Origin of the sequence: Endozoicomonas sp., assembly GCF_051008435.1 — a bacterium.
GTDB lineage: Bacteria > Pseudomonadota > Gammaproteobacteria > Pseudomonadales > Endozoicomonadaceae > Endozoicomonas_A.
In genome coordinates, this window is the sequence record NZ_JBPCXO010000535.1 from 1 (window position 1) to 24774 (window position 24774).

General features: G+C 48.5%; 24 protein-coding genes. 16 read left to right on the plus strand and 8 right to left on the minus strand.

Translation table 11 applies throughout. The features are described 5' to 3' along the window. Window positions 1-137: 137 nt before the first annotated feature. Complete coding sequence (gene lolB, locus ACR2PX_RS27095) at window positions 138-785, minus strand: lipoprotein insertase outer membrane protein LolB (RefSeq protein ID WP_434002476.1); 648 nt, start codon at window positions 783-785, stop codon at window positions 138-140. Between the two features lie 71 nt (window positions 786-856). Further along, window positions 857-2635, minus strand: coding sequence for a tetratricopeptide repeat protein (locus ACR2PX_RS27100; protein WP_434002477.1), 1779 nt, complete (start codon window positions 2633-2635; stop codon window positions 857-859). Between the two features lie 779 nt (window positions 2636-3414). On the opposite strand from ACR2PX_RS27100, the gene hemA reads away from it, so the two are divergent. The 4 genes from hemA to ACR2PX_RS27120 all read left to right on the plus strand — a co-directional run bounded on the left by hemA (window position 3415) and on the right by ACR2PX_RS27120 (window position 7152). Next, complete coding sequence (gene hemA, locus ACR2PX_RS27105) at window positions 3415-4701, plus strand: glutamyl-tRNA reductase (RefSeq protein WP_434002478.1); 1287 nt, start codon at window positions 3415-3417, stop codon at window positions 4699-4701. A 271-nt stretch (window positions 4702-4972) separates the two neighbouring features. Next, the gene (gene prfA / locus ACR2PX_RS27110; protein ID WP_434002479.1) at window positions 4973-6064 is read left to right on the plus strand and encodes a peptide chain release factor 1; all 1092 of its coding nucleotides are present in this window, start codon (window positions 4973-4975) and stop codon (window positions 6062-6064) included. Between the two features lie 4 nt (window positions 6065-6068). Continuing rightward, window positions 6069-6926 carry a peptide chain release factor N(5)-glutamine methyltransferase gene (gene prmC / locus ACR2PX_RS27115; protein WP_434002480.1) on the plus strand — a complete coding sequence of 286 codons (858 nt, stop codon included), beginning with the start codon at window positions 6069-6071 and terminating at the stop codon, window positions 6924-6926. A 19-nt stretch (window positions 6927-6945) separates the two neighbouring features. Beyond that, complete coding sequence (locus tag ACR2PX_RS27120) at window positions 6946-7152, plus strand: hypothetical protein (RefSeq protein ID WP_434002481.1); 207 nt, start codon at window positions 6946-6948, stop codon at window positions 7150-7152. On the opposite strand, the gene ACR2PX_RS27125 is transcribed toward ACR2PX_RS27120, so the two are convergent. Then, on the minus strand, window positions 7128-7529 hold the full coding sequence (locus ACR2PX_RS27125; protein WP_434002482.1) for a CC0125/CC1285 family lipoprotein: 402 nt from the start codon (window positions 7527-7529) through the stop codon (window positions 7128-7130). The genes ACR2PX_RS27120 and ACR2PX_RS27125 overlap by 25 nt on opposite strands. A gap of 259 nt (window positions 7530-7788) precedes the next feature. Between ACR2PX_RS27125 and ACR2PX_RS27130 the strand changes: the two genes are divergently transcribed. The 3 genes from ACR2PX_RS27130 to hemH all read left to right on the plus strand — a co-directional run bounded on the left by ACR2PX_RS27130 (window position 7789) and on the right by hemH (window position 10602). Beyond that, window positions 7789-7992 (plus strand): hypothetical protein, encoded by a 204-nt coding sequence (locus tag ACR2PX_RS27130; protein WP_434002483.1) that lies wholly within the window; start codon window positions 7789-7791, stop codon window positions 7990-7992. Between the two features lie 263 nt (window positions 7993-8255). After that, window positions 8256-9434 carry a Na+/H+ antiporter NhaA gene (nhaA, locus tag ACR2PX_RS27135; RefSeq protein WP_434002484.1) on the plus strand — a complete coding sequence of 393 codons (1179 nt, stop codon included), beginning with the start codon at window positions 8256-8258 and terminating at the stop codon, window positions 9432-9434. Window positions 9435-9579: 145 nt separating this feature from the next. Beyond that, the gene (gene hemH / locus ACR2PX_RS27140) at window positions 9580-10602 is read left to right on the plus strand and encodes a ferrochelatase (protein WP_434002485.1); all 1023 of its coding nucleotides are present in this window, start codon (window positions 9580-9582) and stop codon (window positions 10600-10602) included. Window positions 10603-10682: 80 nt separating this feature from the next. On the opposite strand, the gene ACR2PX_RS27145 is transcribed toward hemH, so the two are convergent. Beyond that, window positions 10683-11267, minus strand: a complete 585-nt coding sequence (locus ACR2PX_RS27145) for a YajG family lipoprotein (protein WP_434002486.1) — start codon at window positions 11265-11267, stop codon at window positions 10683-10685. A 113-nt stretch (window positions 11268-11380) separates the two neighbouring features. Further along, window positions 11381-11617, minus strand: a complete 237-nt coding sequence (locus tag ACR2PX_RS27150; RefSeq protein WP_434002487.1) for a hypothetical protein — start codon at window positions 11615-11617, stop codon at window positions 11381-11383. Between the two features lie 247 nt (window positions 11618-11864). Between ACR2PX_RS27150 and ACR2PX_RS27155 the strand changes: the two genes are divergently transcribed. From ACR2PX_RS27155 to rimI, 3 genes are all read left to right on the plus strand, one after another. Continuing rightward, complete coding sequence (locus ACR2PX_RS27155; RefSeq protein ID WP_434002488.1) at window positions 11865-13412, plus strand: 2-isopropylmalate synthase; 1548 nt, start codon at window positions 11865-11867, stop codon at window positions 13410-13412. Window positions 13413-13417: 5 nt separating this feature from the next. Next, window positions 13418-14230: a hypothetical protein gene (locus ACR2PX_RS27160; RefSeq protein WP_434002489.1), complete on the plus strand. Its 813-nt coding sequence runs from the start codon at window positions 13418-13420 to the stop codon at window positions 14228-14230. A gap of 216 nt (window positions 14231-14446) precedes the next feature. Then, window positions 14447-14902: a ribosomal protein S18-alanine N-acetyltransferase gene (gene rimI, locus ACR2PX_RS27165; protein WP_434002490.1), complete on the plus strand. Its 456-nt coding sequence runs from the start codon at window positions 14447-14449 to the stop codon at window positions 14900-14902. Here the strand turns inward: rimI and ACR2PX_RS27170 are convergent. Continuing rightward, a complete protein-coding gene (locus tag ACR2PX_RS27170; protein ID WP_434002491.1) occupies window positions 14892-16259 on the minus strand; it encodes a ricin-type beta-trefoil lectin domain protein in 1368 nt (455 codons plus the stop codon). The genes rimI and ACR2PX_RS27170 overlap by 11 nt on opposite strands. A 290-nt stretch (window positions 16260-16549) precedes the next feature. Between ACR2PX_RS27170 and ACR2PX_RS27175 the strand changes: the two genes are divergently transcribed. Next, entirely contained in the window at window positions 16550-17569 is a 1020-nt protein-coding gene (locus tag ACR2PX_RS27175) for a GIY-YIG nuclease family protein (RefSeq protein WP_434002492.1), read from the plus strand. A gap of 37 nt (window positions 17570-17606) precedes the next feature. On the opposite strand, the gene ACR2PX_RS27180 is transcribed toward ACR2PX_RS27175, so the two are convergent. Next, on the minus strand, window positions 17607-18290 hold the full coding sequence (locus ACR2PX_RS27180) for a methyltransferase (RefSeq protein ID WP_434002493.1): 684 nt from the start codon (window positions 18288-18290) through the stop codon (window positions 17607-17609). Between the two features lie 497 nt (window positions 18291-18787). Between ACR2PX_RS27180 and ACR2PX_RS27185 the strand changes: the two genes are divergently transcribed. From ACR2PX_RS27185 to ACR2PX_RS27205, 5 genes are all read left to right on the plus strand, one after another. After that, window positions 18788-20080, plus strand: a complete 1293-nt coding sequence (locus ACR2PX_RS27185) for an NCS2 family permease (RefSeq protein WP_434002494.1) — start codon at window positions 18788-18790, stop codon at window positions 20078-20080. 91 nt (window positions 20081-20171) lie between these two features. Next, window positions 20172-21257: a tRNA (uridine(54)-C5)-methyltransferase TrmA gene (gene trmA, locus ACR2PX_RS27190; RefSeq protein ID WP_434002495.1), complete on the plus strand. Its 1086-nt coding sequence runs from the start codon at window positions 20172-20174 to the stop codon at window positions 21255-21257. Window positions 21258-21383: 126 nt separating this feature from the next. Continuing rightward, window positions 21384-22571: a hypothetical protein gene (locus ACR2PX_RS27195; RefSeq protein ID WP_434002496.1), complete on the plus strand. Its 1188-nt coding sequence runs from the start codon at window positions 21384-21386 to the stop codon at window positions 22569-22571. A 46-nt stretch (window positions 22572-22617) separates the two neighbouring features. Next, window positions 22618-23286: a SanA/YdcF family protein gene (locus ACR2PX_RS27200; protein ID WP_434002497.1), complete on the plus strand. Its 669-nt coding sequence runs from the start codon at window positions 22618-22620 to the stop codon at window positions 23284-23286. Between the two features lie 13 nt (window positions 23287-23299). Further along, the gene (locus ACR2PX_RS27205; RefSeq protein ID WP_434002498.1) at window positions 23300-24058 is read left to right on the plus strand and encodes a substrate-binding periplasmic protein; all 759 of its coding nucleotides are present in this window, start codon (window positions 23300-23302) and stop codon (window positions 24056-24058) included. Between the two features lie 4 nt (window positions 24059-24062). On the opposite strand, the gene ACR2PX_RS27210 is transcribed toward ACR2PX_RS27205, so the two are convergent. Further along, window positions 24063-24770 (minus strand): CpsD/CapB family tyrosine-protein kinase, encoded by a 708-nt coding sequence (locus tag ACR2PX_RS27210; protein WP_434002499.1) that lies wholly within the window; start codon window positions 24768-24770, stop codon window positions 24063-24065. Window positions 24771-24774 lie beyond the last annotated feature (4 nt).

A 24774-nucleotide genomic window follows, 5' to 3' on the forward strand; every position in this document is an offset into this window, starting at 1 on the left:
CTGATTTGGCCATTTTTTATGATTCTTTTCGTTGAATAGCTCGCTATTCGCCTCAAATAATCATAAAAACTGTCTCAAACCGGACTTTTCCTCGCTACGGTCGGCTAAGTCCGACAGACTCCTAGAAAACAAACAGCTTATTTTAGCTGCCAGCTTCTGACAAACAGTGTTGCCTGCACCTCACCCTGACGCACCTTGATCCGGACTGGCAGGGTTATATCGGAAAAGTCCTTGTATTGCAGGTATTCAACCTGCCACCCCTGCTGGCTGATCAGAGCAGGATAGCCCTGATTATTCAGTTGGATACTGGCATCGCTCTCAGGACTGGGCAGCCCCATGACCCAGTACCGCAACAGGCTGACAGGCAAGTCCCAACCGGTCAGTTCAAACAACAAGGACTCCGGGTTCTGGCCCTGATAACGTTGACCAGAAGCCTCCAACTCTACCGAGCCTGGCTGACCATTAATCTTTGCCACTGACTGACCCAGAGGGCCATCCAGATAGATGAGGTATTGGTTTTTAGTCTGTTGCCACTCCAGAGAAAGGGTTCCGGACTTGCCGGGCACTCTCAATCCAAGACGTCCTTTAAGGCTCCAGCTGTCGAGCGCCCCGAGCTGCAGTTGATGACTCTTCCATAAAGACTGGCGCTGAGATTCCGAAAGTGACTTCTCTGGCTTTGGAGTTGTGACACAGCCTGATAGCAAAAAGGCAAACAGCATCAGAACAGCAAGCTTCAGCTTTGAGGAAGAGTGAAATAGGTATGGAGTCGAAAACGGTATCTGCATACAGCCTGTTTTTACTTGCGTGTAATGAAACGGATCTTCTCAGACCCGTCACGTTAAATTATTCAACAGTGTTACTTAACAATGGAAACCTTGGGCTCAGATAATACATCGGCCTCTTGCACCGACTGCTTCTCCAATCGCTCACGGGTTTCTTTCAAAACAACACTGTCCGGAGCTTTCTGCAAGGCTTCATCCCACAGGGCTCGAGCATCTTCTTTGCGCCCCATGGCCCATAAAACCTCTCCAAGATGAGCGGCAACTTCATGGTCAGGGTATTTTTCATAGGCACTTTTCAGGTAATCCAGAGCCGCCTGATAATTACCCAGACGGTACTGAACCCAGCCCATACTGTCCATAATGGCCGGATCTTCATTGTCCAGGGCATAGGCTTTCTCGATCAGCGCTTTTGCTTCTTCAAAACGGTCTGTGCGATCTGCCAGAGTGTACCCCAGAGCATTCAGAGCAGCAGCATTTTCTGGCTGGGCCTTGATGATGGCACGCAGATCTTTCTCAAGATCATTAATACGCCCCATTCTTTCATACACCATGGCTCGACCATAAAGCAGATTGACACTGTCGGGGTAGCGCAAAACAGCATTGGTAAACAACGTTAACGCATCATCCAGCTCTGAGGCATTCACCAGGATCTCTGTCTCAAGCAGATACAACTGCACAGCGTGCACAGGAAAACGGTTGCGATCTTCATCCAACTGCTGTCTGGCCTCTGCCACCTTACCCTGCTTCAATTGCATCTGTATCAGGGCAACCCGTGACATCATAAATTCCTTGCCCGGCATGACATTCAGAAAGTACTTTCTGGCCTGATCAAACTGCCCCTTCTGCTCTACAATTCGTCCCAGGTAATAGTTGGCAGTGCTTTTCCTCTGCCCCAGCGACAGCAACTGCTTAAAGTACTTTTCGGATTCCTCGACCATATCATTCTCAAGTGCAATCAGCGCCAGAGAAAGAATGATCTCGACATCATGGGGGGATTGTTTCAGCAGAACCTGGAACTGTTTTCTGGCTTCATCCAACTTATCCAGATGAACCAGAACCCGGGCATAAATCAGACGAAGACGGGGGATTTCAGGGTGCTTTCTGACGGCATCGGCAAGCATTTTCTCTGCTTCATCGCCTTTACCCATCTTGTTAAGGATTCTGCCTTTAAGAATAATGGCTTTGACGTAGCCTGAGTCTTTAGCAAGGAGTTGATCACAGAGTTTAATCGCTTCATTCAACTGGTTGTCCTGCAATAACAGAATGGCCTTGCCCAGTTTCAGTGACCGATGATCAGGATAATCTTTGAGGATACTGTCGAAAGTACTCAGCAATTGTTCCCGCTCATCCTCGGGAAGTTCCGAGGCACTGGCGGCAAGGAAATCAAAATTAGCCTCACCCTCCAGAGCCAACACCATTCTCATTTGCTCAACCGCACGATCCAGCTGGCCCGCCCTGACCAGCTCAATAGCACTGGCCTGCAGTGCTGCAGCATTTTCATCATCCAGCTTTGCCCATAGGACTGCCGCATCCAGGGAAGCCTGCCGAGCTCCAATCACCTGACTGATCTGATAAGCCCTTTTGGCAATACCTTTGTCTTGAGTTTTGTGAGCCTGCTTAAGGTAGTTCCCCAACGCCAGATCATAACGCTTGCGCTGCCCTCCCAGTTCGGCAACAAGCAGATCATAAAGGGTATCGGGTTCAAATGAAGCAACCGGTTCTTCCGGTTCATTGTTAACGGAAGCAGGGACTGATTCAGCAGCCACCTCTGACGGCCCAGAAAGTTGAACTGAAGAACAACCTGACACCAGTATGGCTGCCAGCAATAAAGAGAAACCATTAAGTTTCTTCATGAATGGTATGCCTTTACCCGTTGGAAATAATTTCTGCACTGAAACCCTGCTCCTTGAGCCTGCAGTCCCGGATAGATCAACTTTCAACTGCAGTCTTCTTTATCATGACATACGCCCATTATCGTGAAAAACATTTTGCTAGAGAGCTTGCAACGGAAGACCGCAAAAACATTTTTCATTCGTTATGGGTATGACTGAATACATCCGGGTTTGCAGTTGTTGCCGTTCCATAGGAGAATTGATCGGCCAAAAGAGCGGTTAAAACAGAGCAAAGATCAAGATTCTTTGCTGGCCTGAGTGCACCACCTTCTGCTGACTGCAGTCTGTGAGCAAGGCCAGAGCCGATCACTGAACAGGGTTTTGATAATAAGCCGGGAACTGTCAGGTATTAATAATCTGCCTAGCATGACAGGAATTCACTCTGTTTTTGTTGAAATAAACACGGACAGATCAAAAACCGAAGCTTATTACCTGAATGTTCAAAATAGACTTTTCAGCCTACTTCAGGTGGCGGTATTCAGGGTGCAGGCACCAGTCCACCGTCCAGTGTAGTAGAATACTGTACGGTCAATAATAGCAGTGACACCCGAAATGACAGTTCAACCCGTCACAAGAAGGCGTTTGTACTGAGTCGAATAAATGATCACCTGTGTCAGGCCCCCTTATTCACTATGTATGGGAATCAGGAGAATGGCTAAAACCAATGGCATCCGGTGCGATTTACAGTAAGAAAACAGCCATGTGGCTGATCAGAGTGTAAGAAAAGGCAACAGGAGTTTATGGGGTATCTTACCGCCGGCATTAATCACAGAACCGCACCCATAGCACTGAGGGAGCAGGTTGCTTTTTCAACTGAGCAGCTGCCTGAGGCGCTTCAGGATGCCCGCCATTTCATGCATACCGACGAAGTGGCCATTCTGTCCACCTGTAATCGGACAGAGCTTTACTGCGCCAGTAACGCAGATTACCACAAAGCCCTTCAATGGCTGACCGGGTATCACAACCTGGATCAGAAACTGCTCAGCCAACACAGTTATATCCATCATGACAAAGCCGCTGTGCGCCACATGATGCGGGTGGCCTGTGGCCTCGACTCCATGGTTTTAGGTGAGCCACAAATCCTTGGCCAGCTGAAATCTGCTTACGCTCAGGCTCAGGAAGCCGGCACTATTGGCTCACTGCTGTCCAGGCTGTTTCAATATTGCTTTACCACAGCTAAACAGGTTCGCACCAATACAGCGATTGGCAGGCAGCCCGTTTCTATTGCTTATGCTGCCACCACCCTGGCACGACAGATCTTTGCTGATCTTTCTGAAAACACAGCCCTGCTGATCGGTGCCGGTGAAACCATTGAACTGGTCGCCAGATACCTTCACCAGCAAGGCCTGAGAAATATCATCGTCGCCAACCGAACTATGAGCCGGGCCAAGCTGCTGGCTGACAAGTTTGACGGCAAGCCCGCTCTTCTTTCCGACATCCCCCACCTGTTGCCTGAAGCAGACATTGTGGTTTCATCAACGGCCAGCCCGGTTCCGGTACTCGGTAAAGGCAGCGCTGAAAGAGCGATCAAGAAACGAAAGCACCGCCCCATGTTTATGGTGGATATTGCTGTCCCCCGTGACATTGAGCCCGAAGTTGCCGAGCTGCCAGACATCTTCCTTTATACCGTGGATGATCTGCATGATGTGATCCAGGACAATATGCAGCAGCGTCAGGATGCAGCGAAAGAAGCAGAACTCCTGATCGAAACCGGTGCTTTTGAATTCATGAGCCAGCTGCGCTCACTGGATGCCGTAAGTGTTCTACGCAGCTATCGACAGAGCACCGAAGCCTTAAGAGACCTTGAGCTGGAGAAAGCCATGCTCTCTCTGTCCAACGGCATCCCGGCCGAACAGGTTCTGACACAATTTGCACGTTCGCTGACCAACAAGCTTATGCACACCCCCAGCGTGCAGCTGAAAAAAGCCGCCGCAGATGGCCAGAACAATCGTTTAGAGTGGGCTGAAAAACTGCTGGGTATTCATCGCCGTTACGAAGATCGTGCTAAAGAGCCTACCCACTCTTAGCGCCACCAGCCAGCCCCCTCCCTGCCCGACTGTAATACAGCCAGAAGTAACCGGTAAGTATCTGGCCAGTTGTTTCGCACTATTCTGGCGAGTGGATTTTTTCATCCTTCAAGGCGTAACGGCGGGCGCATAGCCTTAGCTATGTAACTAGAGTTGGAACGCAAAAGGATGGAAAAAGCCGCCGTCCAGAATAGGCGAAAACAACTGGCCGGGTACTTATGATCTATTTAACCCATCAGGTCCACACCTGAAACAAGATTGATTAATTCCAATGAAAGATCCAAACCTGGCCAGCCTGAGTGCCAAACTTGAAACCCTGCTGGAACGTTTCGAGGAACTCGGCGCCCTGCTCAGCGACCCCCAAGTGATTGGTAACCAGGATAAATTCCGCAAGTTTTCCAAGGAATACGCGGAGCTTGAACCGGTTGTCAGTGCATACCGCGAATACGACCAGATCCAGAAAGATCTGGAAGACGCACTGGCCATGAAAGACGACCCGGAAATGGCCGATCTGGCCGAAGAAGAAATTCAGAGTTGCCAAGAAAAGCTGCCCACCCTGGCCCAGGATCTGCAATTACTGCTTCTGCCCAAAGACCCCAGGGACAGCAATAACACCTTCCTGGAAATTCGCGCAGGTACAGGGGGTGATGAGGCCGCTATTTTCGCTGGCGACCTGTTCCGAATGTATTCCCGCTATGCAGAAAAACGCGGCTGGAAAATCGAAGTCATCAGTGCCAACGATGGTGAGCACGGTGGCTATAAGGAAATTATTTCCCGCGTGGTCGGCAACAATGTGTTTGGCCACCTTAAGTTTGAATCTGGCGCTCACCGGGTTCAAAGGGTGCCTGAAACAGAATCCCAGGGACGTATTCACACCTCCGCCTGCACCGTGGCCATCATGGCTGAACCCGACGAGCAGGAAGCCATTGAGATCAAAAAGGAAGACCTTAGAGTCGACACCTATCGCTCATCCGGCGCCGGTGGGCAGCACGTTAACACCACGGACTCTGCCATTCGACTGACCCACCTGCCCACAGGCATTGTGGTGGAATGCCAGGACGAGCGCTCGCAGCATAAGAACCGTGCCAAGGCCATGACTCTGCTTTCTGCAAAGCTGCAGGACGCTCAGGAGATGGCCGCCGCCAAAGAGATCAGCGACACCCGTAAAAGCCTGGTCGGCAGTGGCGACCGCTCAGAACGCATCAGAACCTACAACTACCCACAGGGCCGAGTCACAGATCACCGTATTAATCTAACCCTTTATAAATTGTCTGAAATTATTGAAGGTGAGCTGGATCCTGTTATTAACCCACTCCTTCAGCAACACCAGGCCGACCTGCTGACAGGCTTATCTGATGAGTAACTCAATGAGCAGGATTGACCTGACCCTCAGTGAGGCGACTCAACGCCTCACTGACAGTCACGCAGCTCGAAGGGAACAGAGCAATACAGCTCGCCTGGATGCACAAGTCCTGCTTTGTCATGTACTGGAAAAGCCATACAGCTATCTGTTTACCTGGCCCGAAAGGGAGCTGACTGCAGAGCAATCACAACGTTTTGAATCTCTGTTGGTACAGCGCATAAAGGGAACACCTGTCGCTTATCTGACGGGTGAGAAAGAGTTCTGGAGCCTGAAACTTAAAGTCTCACCTTCAGTACTGATTCCCAGACCCGATACAGAACTGCTGGTTGAGCTGGCGCTATCCATGCCACTTTCGAATCAGGCAAACGTTGCTGACCTGGGCACGGGTAGCGGTGCCATTGCCCTGGCTTTGGCGATTGAAAAACCACACTGGGCCGTGATTGGCGTTGACCGGCTACCAGAGCCGGTAGCTACAGCAAAAGAGAATGCAGCTCTGAACCAAATCAGTAACGCAACATTTGTTGAAGGTGACTGGTGTTCGCCCCTTCCCGATCAACTTGACATGATTGTCAGTAACCCGCCGTATATCCGGGAAAACGACGAACACCTTTCTCAGGGTGACGTGCAATTTGAACCCAGATCAGCACTGACGGCAGGCAAGGATGGTCTTGATGATATACGCACCATTAGCCTGCAGGCTTTTGAAAAACTTCGCCCAGGAGGCTGGCTGTTATTTGAACACGGCTATGATCAAAGCAGCGATATAAAGTTGATACTGAAATCCAACGGATATACAGCCATCAGCACACGACAAGATCTGTCTAATCAGGACCGTGTTACTCTGGCACAAAAACCCACTTAACTATCATCCGGATGCGGCTATGCAGGCTGGTATCGATGCTTCCGAAATGATTTATTTACAGAATCAGGTTTGCTTATTGGCGGCTCAGAATCAGGTTAATCAGCCATCTGGGGAGCTGCAGGTTCAGTGGTCTGTGCTAGAGCTGCTTATGGTTACGATCAAGGATGGTGGGGAAGCAAGCCTGGAGCCGAAAAAAACCTATCACCCACAAATTGACGGTAACTGATAATTTTTCTTCATGTTGTCATACAAGATTCTGGCGTTGTAATACTGGTCATTACTGGTCGGTTGCAGTTTGATTGTCAGACGACTGGTAGTGAAGTGATCGGCAGATCTTCTGCCAGTATTCAGGGTTGTTTCCTGATCAATAACCTCAAAGTAGGGATACCCGTGTTTGCAGGCCAGTTGGGCTGATCTTGCCAGGGCGTAATCTCTGGCTGTCGATGAATGTGTTTTGAAGTTAACGATTGCAGTGATTTCAAATACCGTCTCGTTGACTTGTACTTCTGTATAGCCTCCTCCTTTCCCATATGGGCCGTATTTTGTGTAGGACACACACCCAGTTAATACCGCCGCTAAGGCAATTACAACAAGCTTTTTCACGACTTCATTCCTGACGATTAACGTCGTGCATTTAACCCGATTATTCAGTCAAAAAAAAGCCGCACTTTCAGTTTTGGTTCATGAATTTTGAATCAAATTGACATTCATAGTATAGCCACAAGGTTCCGATTATGTGTACAGATGCCCCCTCCGCATGACCATGAGAATCAGGAAAAATACGCTGATATACTCCAGTAGATGCAAGACGACTGGGAGCAGCGTTTCAAGCCCATTGAAAGAGGGATTAATTGATGAGGCGATGAACAAGAATGAAAACATTGCTATGAATGCTCAAGACGCTAAAACCGCTGCCCAGTTGTCGTATGACACTACTGTAGGCATGAGCGAACGCAATATGGGGCGCTATGGGTCTGAAATGAATGAAGATCAGATGGCCGCTCAGGAACGTTCCAACAATATCGCGTCCCATGGTGCAGAGATCAGTGCCAAGAACAGGGCATAAGCTCTATCCTGTAGACAACCTGGAAGCTAAATATTGCTCAAGGTCAGTATAAGCAAACCTGATTCTGTAAATAAATCATCACCAGATTGACGAATTTCATACAGTTTCGATAAGCTTCCGCCCACTCAACCGCTCTCATAATAATCCTACAGGGGACTGTCCAATTTCAGCTTTCGAGCATGAAATTGCCTTAAGTCTGACAGACTCCTACCCTCAGGATAAGTAGAGTCCGCTCGCCCATTAGAATTTCTTCGGAAGAATCCATGCACCTAAGAAGGTTCCAGCAATTTTTGTATCAGGAGTATGCCGTCGGCGTGCTGTTGATAATTGCTGCGGTACTGGCGATGATTGCCGCCAACTCCCCTCTCGCAGGTCTTTATGATCTGTTCCTGCAAACCCCTGTCCGCTTTGCCATAGGGCCACTGGATATCCACAAGCCGATGCTGTTGTGGATAAACGACGGACTGATGGCCATCTTCTTCCTGTTGATCGGGCTTGAAGTAAAATACGAAGTCATGAAAGGAGACCTGAGCACACCTGCCCAGATAGCCCTTCCCGGCTTTGCCGCTTTGGGAGGCATGGTCATTCCTGCGCTGATTTATGCGGCCCTTAATTTTACCGACCCGGTCGCCATCAAGGGCTGGGCTATCCCTGCCGCTACGGACATAGCTTTTGCCGTTGGCATACTGGCCTTGCTGGGCAAACGTGTGCCACCGGCCCTGAAGGTTTTCCTGCTGGCACTGGCTATTCTTGACGATTTGGGCGCCATTATTATTATTGCCCTGTTCTACACCAGTGATCTGTCCATCGCTTCCATGGTTCTGGGCTCTATTTTCGTGGGAATGCTGGCCATCCTTAATCGAATGGGAGTGACCAAAACCTCACCCTATCTGATCATTGGCGCCCTGCTCTGGATTTGTGTTTTGAAGTCCGGGGTTCACGCCACACTGGCAGGCGTGATTCTGGCACTGACCATTCCACTGGATCTGAGAGACAGTCGCGGCCGCTCACCTCTCAAGAAGTTGCAGCATCAGCTTCATGGAAAGGTGAATTATTTTATTCTGCCCATCTTCGCTTTTGCCAATGCCGGTCTGGAACTCACCGCTGAACAAGTGGCAACCTTGGCCGACCCTATCCCACTGGGCATCATGCTGGGTCTCTTTGTTGGCAAACAGCTGGGGGTCTTCAGCTTTTGCTGGCTAGCCATTAAAACAGGGCTCGCCAAGATGCCCCCCAATACTAACTGGCTACAGCTTTATGGCCTTGCCATGCTCTGTGGTATCGGCTTCACAATGAGTCTGTTCATTGGCTCACTGGCCTTTGAAAATGACCCGCAGTTTCTGTCAACGGATCGAATCGGCATTCTTGCTGGCTCTTTCCTTTCGGCAGTTGTCGGCTATCTCGTATTGCATAAAGCCGGCAGTAAACAACAAACCTCCTGATTTGCCATGCAGCTTTTCTGACCGGAGAGCTGCATTCCCCCTGCGCCCACGTTTGGTTATACTCCCGTAGCTCTTGCCTAAAGCCGCAATCCTTTAAGCAGCCAATGAGCAATGAACAAATTTTCTTGGTAGACAGGAAGTAGGGATGGAAAATACCGGAGCATTGCTGGTTAATCTGGGTTCACCAGATAGCCCCCATGAACATGATGTACGACGCTATCTGAATGAATTTCTGATGGACAGTAACGTCATCGACATGCCCTGGCTGGTGAGACGTATGATTGTCAGCCTGTTTGTCCTGCCTAAAAGACCGGCCCAGTCCGCCAAAGCCTATGCATCTGTCTGGACTGAAAAAGGCTCACCCCTGATCAGTATCAGTGAAGATCTGCAAAGTGAAGTACAGAAACTGACTTCCATGCCTGTCGAGCTCGCCATGCGTTATGGCAAGCCTGACATGGAGAGTGCACTGGTCAGACTAGCCAGCAAGCCAGAAATCAAGGAAGTTCTGTTATTTCCTCTCTATCCTCACTACGCCATGTCTACCGTCAAAACAGTGGTTGAGAGAGCCGAAAAGATCATTAGCGAACACAAGCTCCCGATCACCTTGAAGGTTCATCCGGTGTTCTATGATCATGATGCCTACATTGATGCACTGGTTGAAAGCGCCAATGATTATCTTGAAAAAGATTTCGATCACATCGTTTTCAGCTATCACGGTGTGCCGGAAAGACATATCCGCAAGGATGACTGCACAGGCTCACACTGCCTGAAATCCGAGGACTGCTGCCAGAAGGCGTCACCGGCACATCATTCCTGCTATCGACATCAAGTTTACAGAACGACGGCCTGCTTTGTAGAAAAAGCCGACATCCCAGTGGACAAGTACACGGTTGCCTTTCAATCAAAGCTCGGGCGCGATAAGTGGCTGGAACCATCAACCAGCAGCATTGTTGAGTCGCTGGCCAGGCAGGGCATAAAAAAGGTTCTGGTCATCTGTCCGGCATTTGTTGCTGATTGCCTGGAAACTCTGGAAGAAATTGGGATGGAAGCCAAAGAAGACTTTATTGCCGCAGGAGGCGAATCCCTGGAATTAATCCCGTGCCTGAACACACATCCAGCCTGGACAAAACTGGTCAGCCACTGGCTTGAGAAGCCACTTCAGAACTGAGATCTGAAATGAACCCGACAATCTTTGCACAAGAGTCTTTGCACAAGAGTCTTTGCACAAGAATGCCGGGCTCTTAGAGTTCACCCCTGTTTCAGAAAGCCTGTCAGACTCGGATCTGCCAATGCCCGGCTAAGCACATCACTTAGAACCTTATCAATCAGCTCTTCATTTTTCTCGTCAGAAGGTGCCTTAGGTACACGTTCAGTGATCTCACTGGAGTATACTCCTTCAAAGCGCTGACCTTCTTTCATGACTCTAACGCGAACCTTTGCTTTCAAATCGACCTGGGTAATATAACTCCCGTCAGGGACAAGGTATTCCAGATCATCCAGATAAACCTGGAATTGAGAGACTTCTTCGGATTCCGTCACTCTTAACCCCATCTCCCGCAAGCCAAGCTCTACAGCTGAACGAATAGCCAAAGTCAGTCGGTCATTGGTTGTGATAGCGTTAGTGCTGTAATAAACACCACCACGACTGCCCAGAGATCGGGATAATCTTTCATCGTAGACAGTGACACTGACTGTCCCTTGCAATTGTTCAACAGGCTTTTCCACGGCGACCCTGGGATTTACATCCACTTCCTGAGGGCTCAGGGCACATCCGCCCAGGGCACATCCGCCCAGGGCAAGGGCACCCAGTAAAATGACTGACGCTTTTTTCATGAGTCCGGCTATCCTTTGATGAGTGAGACGCCCGTAGCGAAAGAAAATAGTTTACTCAACCATTCAGCTAAGCCGTTCAGTAAAATATTTCATAGAAATGCTCGACACGAATCCTATCCAGTCTCGAAAACTGGATCAACCAGCTTGGCAAAGCTGTTCATAGAGGATATAGTGCGATCAACTAAATCCATAAAATAACTTTGCGCTGATTTCAGAACGATGAATGTGGCCACAATGCCTATAGCGAAAGAAAAGCACCAGCCCGGAATCTTCCAGGCCTCTGACAGTAGCGACAGCAACGTGCGGGTTCCAACCACCCGTGAAGCTGTAGTGTTTACTCCCAAGTCCATTTTTCGTCCTTCCCGCCTACTACTCCTACTGCCTTGAGCAGACTATTTAATTTCACCTTCGACCCCGGCCGTCTGGCCCTCTGACCCCAAAGTCAGAAAAAATATTACATTTGAATAATGTCTAACTGCCAAGCTCAGGAAATGCCACCTGTCGCAAAACAGAACGCTTCAAAAGCGGCATTTCTAATCCGGTTTGTGCAGAAAAGAACAACGTTGAGCTGATAAAAGAACAGCTGGAGCAGCAGCCATGAGCAACGATCAAGTTATTATTTTCGACACCACTTTGAGAGACGGCGAACAGAGCCCTGGCGCGGCGATGACCAAGGATGAGAAGGTCCGGATTGCCAAATCTCTGGAAATGCTCAAGGTTGACGTCATTGAGGCGGGTTTCGCCATTGCCAGCCCGGGCGATTTTGATGCGGTAAAAAGCATTGCCGAAACCATTAAGGACAGCACTGTCTGCAGTCTCTCCCGTGCTCTCCCCAAAGATATTGAAGTTGCAGCTCAAGCCTTGAAACCAGCAGGTAGAGGCCGTATTCACACCTTCATTGCTACGTCACCATTGCACATGAAGCACAAACTCTGCATGTCACCTGACCAGGTTTTCGAACAAGCTATCGCTTCCGTGAAGCAGGCTCGTAACCTGATTGACGACGTTGAGTTTTCCTGTGAAGACGCGGGTCGGTCCGACATTGATTTTATGTGCCGTGTGATTGAAGCCGTTATTGATGCAGGCGCTCGCACTATCAACATCCCAGACACGGTAGGCTACGCTCTGCCACATCAGTACGGCAACATGATTGCCCAGCTGATTGAACGAGTCCCTAACTCTGACAAAGCCATTTTCTCGGTTCATTGCCATAATGACCTCGGCCTCGCAGTCGCCAACTCCCTGTCTGCTGTGGTGAGTGGCGCCCGTCAGGTTGAGTGCACCATCAATGGTTTAGGAGAAAGAGCGGGTAATGCCTCCCTTGAAGAGATCGTTATGGCCATTCGCACTCGTGAGGATGAGCTCAAGGTAGAAACCGGCATCAATACCCAGCACATCGTCCCTACATCGCGCCTTGTTTCAGGTATCACAGGCTTCCCGGTACAGCCCAATAAAGCCATTGTTGGCGCGAACGCCTTCGCCCACGAATCAGGCATTCACCAGGATGGTGTTCTGAAAAACCGTGAAACTTACGAAATCATGAAGGCTGAAGACGTTGGCTGGAACACCAACCGCCTGACTCTGGGTAAATTATCCGGTCGCAGTGCCTTCCAGTCTCGCATGGAAGAGCTGGGTATTACTTTTGCTGACCGCGAAGAGCTGACAGAAGCCTTTAACCGCTTCAAAGTACTGGCAGACAAAAAGTCCGAGATTTTCGACGACGACCTGCAAGCTCTGGTCAGCGATGTTCGCTCCAGCAATGAAGAAGAAAAATACCGTCTGGTTGAACTGGAAGCTGGCTCCAGCACCGGTAAAACACCAGAAGCGCGCCTGGTTATTGCTGTAGATTCCGAGGAAAAAGAAGTATGCAGTGCCGGGGATGGTCCAGTAGACGCCGTCTTTAAAGCCATAGAAAGTATTGCTGATTCCGGTGCTCGTCTGGCATTGTATAATGTCAGCGCTATTACCAGCGGTACCGATTCCCAGGGTGACGTCAGCGTACGTTTAGAAAAGCAGGGTCGAATTGTCAATGGCTCAGGAGCCGACACCGATATTGTGGTCGCTTCCGCCAAAGCCTACATCAATGCACTGAACCTGCTGAACGCTGATCGTCCAAAAACCAACCCTCAAACAGGAAACGTTTAACAGCCATGCAAGGCAGGATCAACGAGCGAACAAGACAGAATTATCTCGATGCCATGGGGATCCAAATCTGGTTCCCACGGCAGATCCTGCCTAATGCACTGCCTCCCAGGGAGTTTGACTTCCCAGAGGAAGAACTTGAACCTGCCCCCCCCTCAGCTCTTGCTGACACCCTGGAGCCTACACAGCACCCTGAGACGGCAATGGGCGTCTCAACGGCAAAAGACTTGCTTGGCATCACCAGCAATGTCGAAACAAAACAAGAGCCAGAACCGGTTGCACCTGTAAAACAGAAAGTTGTTACTGAAGTTCAGCCCATAGAAGTGAGCAAGTTCAGACTGGTGACCATGCCCGCAAACGAACACTGTCTGGTGGTGGCAGAAATGCCACACTCTGGCCTGAATCAATTTTCACGCTTCCATCAACGATTGCTTAACGATATTCTTCGCGCTATTAAAATGCCTGCAGAGAACGATACCCTGCCATTCAGTGAATTCGTCTGGCCACTGGGCAACATTGGCCTTATGGAGCATCTGAGCCAGGACGACTCGGCTGCTGCCGATGCCGTGTGCGCTTATCTCAGCAATCAGTTCGGTTTGGCCAGACGTAAAGTAGTTCTGCTCTTTGGTCAGGCTGCAGCCCGTTTTGTCATAGACCCAAGCCGACCATTCAGCGATCTGAAAGGTATACAGAAAGGCCTCCATTCTGATCAGCATTTTGTTGTCACCCACGGTCTGAATGAGTTGATGAAACTACCCACTCTGAAATCGGAAGCCTGGCAGGATATTTCTCCAATTATCAAAGAACTGAATCCATCATAATTCACTCTATACCCATTCCCCTTGAAGTTGTGGGGTTGTTGGCTGCTCTTGCTCACCCCAGTCACTTACTGACTGTAAGCTCTTGGGACTTCGCTCGTTTGCCGCCTACCCACACCTTCAAAGGTAACGGGTATGTAAGCGCAACATCCGATTACGTTGCCTGCACTGGTATCCAGCGCCTGGCAATTTCCAGTTATCACGGAAAAGAAAACTTATATGCTGTCGTTTAGAGCAATGACTCACCAGGATCTTCCTGAGTTAACCTCCATTGAACAGGAAGCAGGGCCTCATCCATGGAACCAAAAACACTACGTGGACAGTATTGATTCTGGCCATCTCTGCACTGTTGCTGAGTACCAGGGCAGGATTGTTGCCCAGGGCGTTGTCATGTTGGCGGCGGGAGAAGCCAGCCTGCTGATTTTGACTGTGTCACGAAGCGAGCAAGGTAAGGGCTATGGTTCTGCTTTGTTGAAGCAACTCATCGACTCTTCTGCCGAACAGGCCGACACGCTGTTTCTTGAGGTACGGGAATCCAACCAAAAAGCTTTCAACCTCTACCTCAACGCAGGTTTCAGTGAAATTGGTCGACGTGAAAACTACTATCCCTCAGGAAAAGGCCATAAGTCTGAAGCGGCCATTGTTATGGCTCTGGATCTGAGCGTCAGGGACTGATCGGACAGTCCCCCTGCCAGCGTCCAGTGACTGGATGCCTGCCACACTCTACATACAGCCACTCAAAATGGATTTTCAGCGCCTGCGATTTCTTTTTCTTTGGCTTGATGACGTCTTTTGGCAATGTTAATGCCTGAGAGTATGAATAGGGATCAAGAATCCCATTAAGCATGGTTCGCAGCTGACCTCTTTCCAGCGATGCTTCAGTTTTCCCCTTAGCAAAATACCATTTTTGTGCAGGACTCCCCCCAGGAAAACAAGGCAAGAGAGAAAAGCCTCCCGGAACCCAGGTCAGACAATACTGATAACCCGCCGCACGATTAAAGATTCTTTTGGTTTTCAGATCATGACGCCAGACCTGAGAGTTTTGGCTGTTGCAGGCTGTCAGCTCAATGGATGAAGCGGAGTAACAGCTGTTTTTATTCGACGATTCAGACAAGCAATTATCCGCAGCCCTGGCATTGAGGCACACTCTCGGGTTCTGATTAACCAGCAGGATATCTTCCGTCAGGCGCTCAGAAACCCAGAACGCACTCTCTGGCCGCTGCTCCCATTCCAGAACAGCTTGTTCCTCTTCTTCTGGTGGTATGACTTCTTCGGGAGAAACAGGCTTTTCAGGCTTCTGTGCATCTTTCTCAGGTTCTTCCCAATCACTCTCGGAACGCCCCTCTTCAGAATCCTCTGAGCTCTCTCCCTGCTCAGGCTTTCGATCAGTGTCCGGCCCGGCTGCTTCATACTCACAGATGATTTGTCCGGTGTGTAAATTCTTATAACAACGCCGCTCTCCCATATCAGACTCAAGGTACCGATAAGCTAATGGCGCAGGGTCATCACTTTTATCTACCAGAGTGATGTAACCCTTACCCTGTCGACCATCAGTTGCACTGGACAACCTTCCCTGCTCATCAAACATCCAGATCTGGGCATTGGTTGACCCTATGCAGGGCAACATCTCCAGCGTCTCTATCATTCTGGATAGACACATACTGGTGGAATAACCTTGAAAATGGATGGTTTTTTTCTGGAAATTATAATGCCACTTCTGGGATGAACTATTTTCATCGCAAGGCTTTATCACAGCCCGATTTCTGGGGTAGTGACGCCCTTCCGGCTCAGAATCCTGATGCACATAGATTTCAAACTCGACTCCCTCAACATCAAGCTCCAGACAGTCGAGACCATCCTCTTGCTGAAGAAAGAATCGATTAGCAAAACGCTCGACCACCAGATTATTGTCAGACAGCTCTGCTTCGGCAATCAATGAGAAGGAATAAAGAAAGGCCCCCAGCGGAAAAAACACCCACAGCGAAACAGGAATAACTACCCATCCATTTTTGTAGTTCCACCTACCTGCCATCTTTGCAGCCACCATCCATAGTGTTTATTTTGACATTAGCTGATCACCCATCTTTGTCAAAACGATAACTTAAGATCCAAACTACAAATTGACGACTTCTGCAGCTCGGCAAAAAAGTGTAGAAATCCTATGAATTTCGGCATTTTCCTACCATTTTGACTGTTTCAATGCCGCTTCAGTCCGGTATCCGTTAAAACAGTTTTTGAATAGTGCACAATACCCACTACCCAGAAAAAAATCGGCAGGTATAATTGCGCGCCTGTCATCGTCAGTAGAAAGGTCATCCAGCGTTGATTATCTTCACCGTCACCAATAAAGTTACAAAACAAATTTATGTAGGCTCCACTCGCAATGACCTTGAAAGCCAGTGGGAAAAAATGGTGGCTGCTGCACACCAGGATCTGAACTACCCGCTTTATAGAGAGATCCGTATCCATGGTGAGAACGAATTTACCGTAGAGGAATGGGATAGAGCAGAGTCCCGCGAAGAACTGGCCGAATTGGAACAGGACGCGATCGACTTTTTTGGCGCAGAGCACCTTAGAGGCTATAAGACCAGTACGGTCAAAATCCTGCCAAAAAAGAAGAAGCGCCAGCGCAAGTCCAACATTGAAAAAGAACTGGCTTCCATTTTCGCTGAAATCAGTGGTGGTGATGCCAGTGCACCGCCAAGCCTGGCCATAAAATCCGGTGACGCCCCCACCGAAGCTGCCGCGAATTCTGATCAACAGCCAAAAACCAAACCAACGCCTGCTGCTCAGGCGTTTAAGCCAACTCAAAAAGAGTCTGCAACCTCATCAGTTACAGCCAGTAGCAACCTGAGCTCAACTGAAATCAAGGTTGAAGCTACTCAACCCGAAACCGAGCAGCCCAAGCCTGAAGCAGCGAAAAAGGCCGGTTCCAGAGCCAATGCCATGGTTCAGATGAACGGCATTGAAATGAGTGACGACATCACTGCCCAGCTGGCCGCTATTACTGCAGCTGCAGATGCTTGCCTGGCCGGTGACAACAGCGCATTGTCCCAACTGGATGTTCAACCTGAACCCGCTGTAGAAGAGTGCATCGTTCAGCCGAAAGAAGTTGAAACTAAACCAGCAGCCATTATTGAAAAAGAAATCGTTGTGGCTGAACCCATCACCTGCCCAAAAGAGCTGCGAATACGTGAGGCCATTGAGCGCCACAGAAAGCAGCGCGCACAGCGCAGCTCGGAAAGTCAGGAAAGCGATAGAAAGAAAATTGCTGAAACTCTGGCTGAACTCGACGCTAGAATTCAGGCCATGCATACCGGTGATCTGGCTGCTGTAGCCTGATTACTCTCAAGAGTCGGCTCTCTATGAGCCGGCTCTCTTACAGCCTCCGAAAAGACAAAAGATACAGTTTCTTCTCATCCACCATCTGCTCCATTACCAACCCCGTCCCTTCTACAAGCCTATTAGCCTGATTCTTATCTGCAGGAAGCGTGTGAGGGACCACCTGGGGATACTTCTCATGCAACCCCTGCTGAAACCGCCGCCCCATGGGATGACTAATGTGAAGCTTGGCACCATAGGTCATCTGTGCAGCTATGTGTCGTATCACTGCCCCTGGATCAAGCAAGTTACCAAAACAAGCATTGAACCAGACACTGTCAAAATTGACAGGCGATGAGAATTTGAGAATATCTTTCCTGACGGTTTTCACCCCAGGATAACGACTGGACAATACTTCCAACATTTTTTCAGAGAGATCAACCGCTGTGATATCAGCACCAGGATTCTTTTCCAGCAACACTTCAGTCAGTGCTCCACAACCGGCCCCCACGTCCAGAATACGGACACCAGACTCCAACTCTCTCTTACCAAGACCCGACCCCACCAGTCTCTCCAGACGCTTCCTGAGCTCTTTAGAAACAAACCCATCTGCTGAAAAATAATCTGCAGCCCCATTGAACACTTCTTCCTGATGTCGGACAAAGGTATCAGGGTCTGCACGCTTATCGGTGCTCACCTCTTCCTCTTTAGCGGACATAAAGCGATCATAGTTGTCACTCATTCACACCCCTCCAGAAACGATACTCTTCCCTATAATGCACTCAGAGTCCTTTCTCTTTACAGTAGACTCTGCCTTTCACTCAAGGTTATTTCGGCAGATTCATCAGTAATAACACCTGAGCAACTTCAGATTCAGGCAGGCACCCTGATCAATACTGCGCCATATCGAATTCTTTAATTTCTTGCCTGACAGCATCAATTTAACCACAACTTCTGTGGATAACCCTGTTAATGGCTTTCCTCATCTTGCACCTACCCCCTCAGCTACAGGCTTTCCAGCAAAGTGAGTATTATTTATTCACACAAAATCATGGGCACTACATATTGGGGTATGAAAAAAAGCAAACACAAGACACGACTTTCCCCTCTTCCATCAATCTAAGAAATAGCCACCAAAAACCGAGGTTTATCGAATAGATGACGACACTGCTCACATATTCCACCCAGTTGTAAAAGTCGTTATCATTAGAAGCTTTTACTCCTGTGTGAAAGATCAGCATGTTAGAACGGCTATTCAAACTGAAAGAACATCAAACCGATGTTAAGACAGAAGTGCTGGCAGGCATTACTACATTCCTGACCATGGCTTACATCATTTTTGTAAACCCCAGCATGCTGGCAACCACCGGTATGGATCAGGGCGCAGTATTTGTTGCGACCTGTGTTGCTGCAGCCATCGGCTGTATGATCATGGGCTTCTATGCCAATTATCCCATTGCTCTTGCTCCTGGAATGGGTCTAAACGCCTTTTTCGCCTTCACTGTTGTCGGTCAGATGGGTTATAGCTGGCAAGTTGCACTGGGTGCCGTCTTCCTTTCAGGTGTCTGCTTCTTTGCACTGAGTGCCTTCAAGGTTCGTGAGTGGATCATTAACAGTATTCCTCTTTCATTACGGGGCGGTATTGCAGCGGGTATCGGTCTTTTCCTTGGTTTTATCGCACTGCAAAATGCCGGCATTATCGTTGACAGCCCGGCAACACTGGTAACCTTGGGAGACATGAGTTCATGGGGGGCCATCATGACTTCTATCGGCTTTGCTCTGATTGTGGCGCTTTACTACCGCAATGTAACCGGCTCAGTCATGATTGGTATTCTGACGATCACGATCATCAGTCTTATCGCGGGCAAAGTAGAAATGAATGGCGTGGTGTCTATGCCCCCCAGCGTAGCACCCACTCTGCTTGAACTGGATATTGCCGGCGCACTGGAAATCGGCATGATTAGCATCATCTTCTCCTTCTTGTTTGTCGACCTCTTCGACACTTCTGGCACACTGGTTGCTGTGGCTCAGAAAGGAGATTTGCTGGACAAAGACGGTAAGTTCCCTCGCCTGGGTCGAGCCCTGATGGCAGACTCTGTAGCCAGTATGGCTGGCGCAGGACTGGGTACTTCAACCACGACCAGTTATGTTGAGAGTGCTTCAGGTATCTCTGTTGGTGGCCGAACAGGTCTGACCGCTGTTGTTGTTGGTCTGCTGTTTCTGGGATGCCTGTTCCTGTCACCTCTGGCAGCGATAGTACCTGCCTATGCCACCGCACCTGCCCTGATTTTTGTAGCCGTACTGATGACTCACAGCATGTTCCAGATCGACTGGGACGACCTGACAGAGGCTGCACCCGTTGTAATTGCCGCTGTGTCCATGCCGCTTAGTTACTCTATTACTACTGGTATTGCCTTTGGTTTCATCTCCTACACCGCGATCAAACTCTTGAGTGGTCGTGCAAAAGACCTGAATGCTGCAATGGTTATCCTTTCACTGCTGTTCACCGTCAAACTGGTGATGTTCAGTTAATGGGCTGAAAACCAGTTTTCATCTCTTCGAAAGCGGCCCATAATATGGGTCGCTTTTTTATCTCTCTCTGACTCAATAATCGAAGAGCATCATGTCATTAGCCGTTGTAGAACCTGAAAAGTACGAAGCCCAGCTGACCGAAAAGGTGAGCCTTACCCGTGAAGAGTTTCAGGCTTTTGATACCCCTGAACTGGAGATTTTCAGATCCCGGCCAGAACATTACCGAATGCGGGCAGAATTCCGCATCTGGCATGAGGGAGAACGCAGCTACTACCGCATGTTTGACCCTCAAACCAGACAACCCTTTAGCGTTGATCAGTTCCCGGCAGGTTCAGAGCGTATCAATCAGCTGATGATGCCACTGATGGAAGACATCGAGCAGCAGGAGATACTGCGAAAGAGACTGTTTCAACTGGAGTTCCTGACTACCCAGAGCGGCGAGGCTCTGATCAGTATGCTTTACCATAAGCAACTGAATGATGATTGGAAAGCAGCTGCTGAAAAGCTACAAGCTGAACACAATATTCGAATCATTGGCCGGGCAAGAAAGCAAAAAATTGTGCTGGATCGGGACTATGTTGTCGAATCACTGAATGTTCTGGGAAAAACCTACCAGTACACCCAGGTTGAAAACAGCTTCACCCAGCCCAATGCCAGTATAAATGAGCATATGCTTGGCTGGGCCAGTAATGTCTGTGATGGTCTTAAGGGCGATCTGCTGGAACTTTATTGCGGGAACGGTAATTTCACTTGCGTACTGGCAAACCACTTTGACAAGGTTCTCGCTACAGAGATATCCAAAACCTCAGTGAATTCTGCCCATGAAAACTTCGAATTGAACAACATCCAGAATGTTCAGATCGCCCGCTTGTCGAGCGAAGAGTTCACCCAGGCCATGAACCGGGAAAGGCTTTTCAGACGTTTACAGGATATTGATCTGGACAGTTACGAGGTATCCACTATTCTGGTGGACCCCCCTAAAGCAGGACTGGATGAAGGCACCGAAACTCTGGTTCAGAACTTCGACAATATTGTTTATATCTCGTGCAACCCTGAGACATTGAAGCAAAACCTGGAGAAGATCACACAGACACACAAAATCCAGCGCATTGCGCTCTTTGATCAATTTCCTTACACCCATCACCGTGAAATGGGTGTCTTCCTAACACGCAGATAATCTCCTTCAAGACCAAAAAGTAACCAGCTACTGGCCTTTTCTTTGGAGGAATTCTATACCAGACTGTTAGTCTCCCTGTCTCTTAAGCTGATAAAAACCGGTGACAGGGATTCTAACGGAGTCAGAATGAAAAACTATCCAGCCTTTCTCTGCGTGCTATTTGTTTCTTTCTATATAAGCATTACGAGCTCCAATGCTTTGGCTGCAAAGAACATTGACCTTCTTCTGGTCGCCTATGATCAAGGAGAGAGCAATGCCTTTAAGCAGCTTGAAAAAGCCTTGAAAAAGCAGAGTATAAACTATCGTATATTATCGATGGGGAGAGCGGCAGAAGTATTCAGGAAGCATCCTCTCAACATATCTATATCAGTGCATAATGCAGAGCAACTACTCAATAACCGGGAAACTGCCTGGCCCAGCACTGCTCTTATTGAATTATCACAGCGTGTTAACCCCCTGATCGTCTATTCCGGAATGGCCAGTACTGCTCAGGCACAGATTCTCAACCACATGAAAACACATGGCAGCTATACATTGGCTTTTTATGACAATTTTGATCCCATAGTGAGCAAGGAATATGTTCAGCCATTTTTAAATACTGTTAATACGCTCAATGAGTTCCATATACCCAGCATTGCAACCCGGCAGAGCTTCAATGACCTCTCGTTTTCTCCTGCACCACTCTACACCGTATCCGGACAACCCGCTCTTGAAGCCTGGGACGAAATTTACCGACAGACCGATAACCATCGTGTTCGTCTGGAATTGAGCCTTAACCCGCAAGAACCTGTTGTGGTATTTGCCGGGGGCTATGACGATACCTATGAAGACTATTTCAGAGTTTTCATAGAAGCCACTCGACAAATACCTTCGGTCACCTTTCTGGTCACTTATCACCCCAAAACCAATGGCGCGATCGAGCATCGATGGATAACAGAAAGAGGCGCAGGCAATGTCAGATTAATGGAAAAAAGCCGTAACTCAACAGCAGTTCTCACCAAACTATCGGTCGCTGTCATGGTTCATAAATCCTCTATCGGAACGATGGCCCTATACAAAGGGAAACCGGTCATCTACATCGCTGAACCGGAGATGGATAACTTTCTGATTCGTAAAAAACTGGCCTCCCTGGCCTCTTCGCCAGAAGAAGTTGTCAGAAAATTTCAATCCGCTCTAGCAACCCATGACCAGTTCCTTTCACTGGAATCGCTTGGCATGCCCGACAAACCTTCCGAGTTTATTACTGCCGAGCTGAAGGCCATTTTGGAGGATTTAAGACAATCCAAGCCAGTTAGGCTTTCACCAGAAAGGTGATTATGGTTAACTGTTCCTGAAATCCTTATTTTGCGGAGACTTCCCAATGGGAGGCAGGCGGACCCGCCTAAAAGTTGTTACAGGGTTGTTTGCCGGAGCTGTGATAGGACTCATTTCCCTGATCGCTATCGCCAACTGGCTGGTCAATACCAGAACCAGTTCACGGCTTTATACTGATATAGAAAACATTCCATACAATAAAGTCGGTGTTTTGCTCGGCACCAGCAAATATGCTCGGGAAGGAGGCTATAACGATCATTATGCTCTCAGGCTCAAGGCTGCCTATCACCTTTATACACAGGGCAAGATCGAATATATCCTGATCAGTGGCGACAATGGAACACCCTACTATGATGAGCCCAGCACCATTAGAAAAGACCTGCTGAAAATGGGTATCCCTGCTGAAAAAATTTACCGGGATTATGCTGGTTTCCGGACTCTGGACTCTATTCTGCGGGCAAAGTTTGTTTTTGGCCTTGATGAATTCACGATTATTTCCCAGACCTACCACAATAAGCGGGCACTCTATATTGCCCAGAATAAAGACATCAATGCTATTGCTTTCAACGCTGGTGACGGAACCAACAGCGACCTGAACAATAAAGCCAGAGAAGTTCTTGCAAGAGTTCTGGCTGTTCTGGAAGTTCACTGGTTAAACACCGGCCCTAAATACCTGGGCCCAATGATCGATATTGGTAATACACCTCCGACATAGGCCCGGACCAGCAATGCAAGTAATCACCAACAAAAAACAGATAGGTTTACGCTTTCTGGCCTTTGGCCTGTTTTTATCCAGTACTATCAGCCTGGCCGATAAAGACAGAATCTCTGTCTCAACAGGAATGTTACCAACGGACTATCCTCCGCTGTTCTGGATTGATGATAAAAAGGGTATTCTCCAGAAAATCCTTGAAGCTATTAGCCAACGAAGTGTCTATGACTTCAAGGAAGAGTATTACCCTTTCAACCGCATCATCTACAAGGTAGGAAATGGAAGCCTCGATCTGGAGGCCTGGACATCCCCTCTATGGCGGGAAAATATCTCGAGCAAGGTTTACTTTACCGAGCCCTTTACGGAGCACTGTGAAGTCATAGTCCAGTTAAAGGACAATGACCTTAAAGTAAATCATCCTAAAGATCTCCAGGGAATGCGACTGGGAGTTGTCCAGAATTACACCTTCAAAACCTTTGAACCCTATTTTCAGTCAGGAGATGTCATTCGCAACAACTCCAAAGATGATATTCATGTTTTGAGGCTTTTGATGAAAGGCCGAAATAATGCAGCATTGATGAGTGAACTAGTAGCACGCTACCTGATGAAAACCCGATATCCAGAATTGTTTGTAACAGGAAAAAAGTTCGACTGCGTTCCAATCACTTTCATGTTCAGCAAGTCTACTGAGCAACAGGGAAAAGAGATCAACACCATTCTTCAGAAGTTAAAGTCAGAAGGTGTCATAGATCAGATACTGAGAGAGTACCGGTAGACGGCTACAACTCAATATTCAGAAAGGACGATTTACGTACATAACGCCTTAGCTTATCCATGGCATTTGGAAACCATTTATCAAAGCGTTTTGTTTCCCTGACCAGCTCATCAGCCAGCCTGGGGTTGTATAAATCGTTATAAATAAAACCAGCCAGTGTCGCATCATGATGTCTGAGTTTATCAATAGATGATTGGAGATCTGTCTGGCGAGTCACTCCAGCCATCACCATCATTATCGTGCCATCCACCATCGCACAGATAGACTCTGCAGGAATATTATTCCTGTTGATCGCCATAACGGGAGAAGTATCAAAAACCACCACATCATATCGCTCCAGCCAGTATTCCATGAGTTTGTTCATATTACTCAGGTTTCGGAACATGATGGCATCGGTATCACAAGGAGCAGGAAGTATATCGATATCGGCTTCATCGTCATGCATGATACAGCCATCAGCCGAACTGGGATTGGGTAACCAGTCTGTATGCAAATGGCCCGACAAGTCCCCCATTTCAGGGTGTAAAAGATTCACTTCCACCAGCAGGGTATGCTTTCCATCCGCTTCACTTCGCTTGCTCATGGCATAGGCCATAGTGCTGCAGCCTTCACCAGAATTTGTGGAAGTGACCGCAAGAGATCTCATTCCCCGGCCAATGGTATTTCCGTAAACCTGCTCTACTTCCAGATAATTGATGGGAAGCTTGATCATGTTA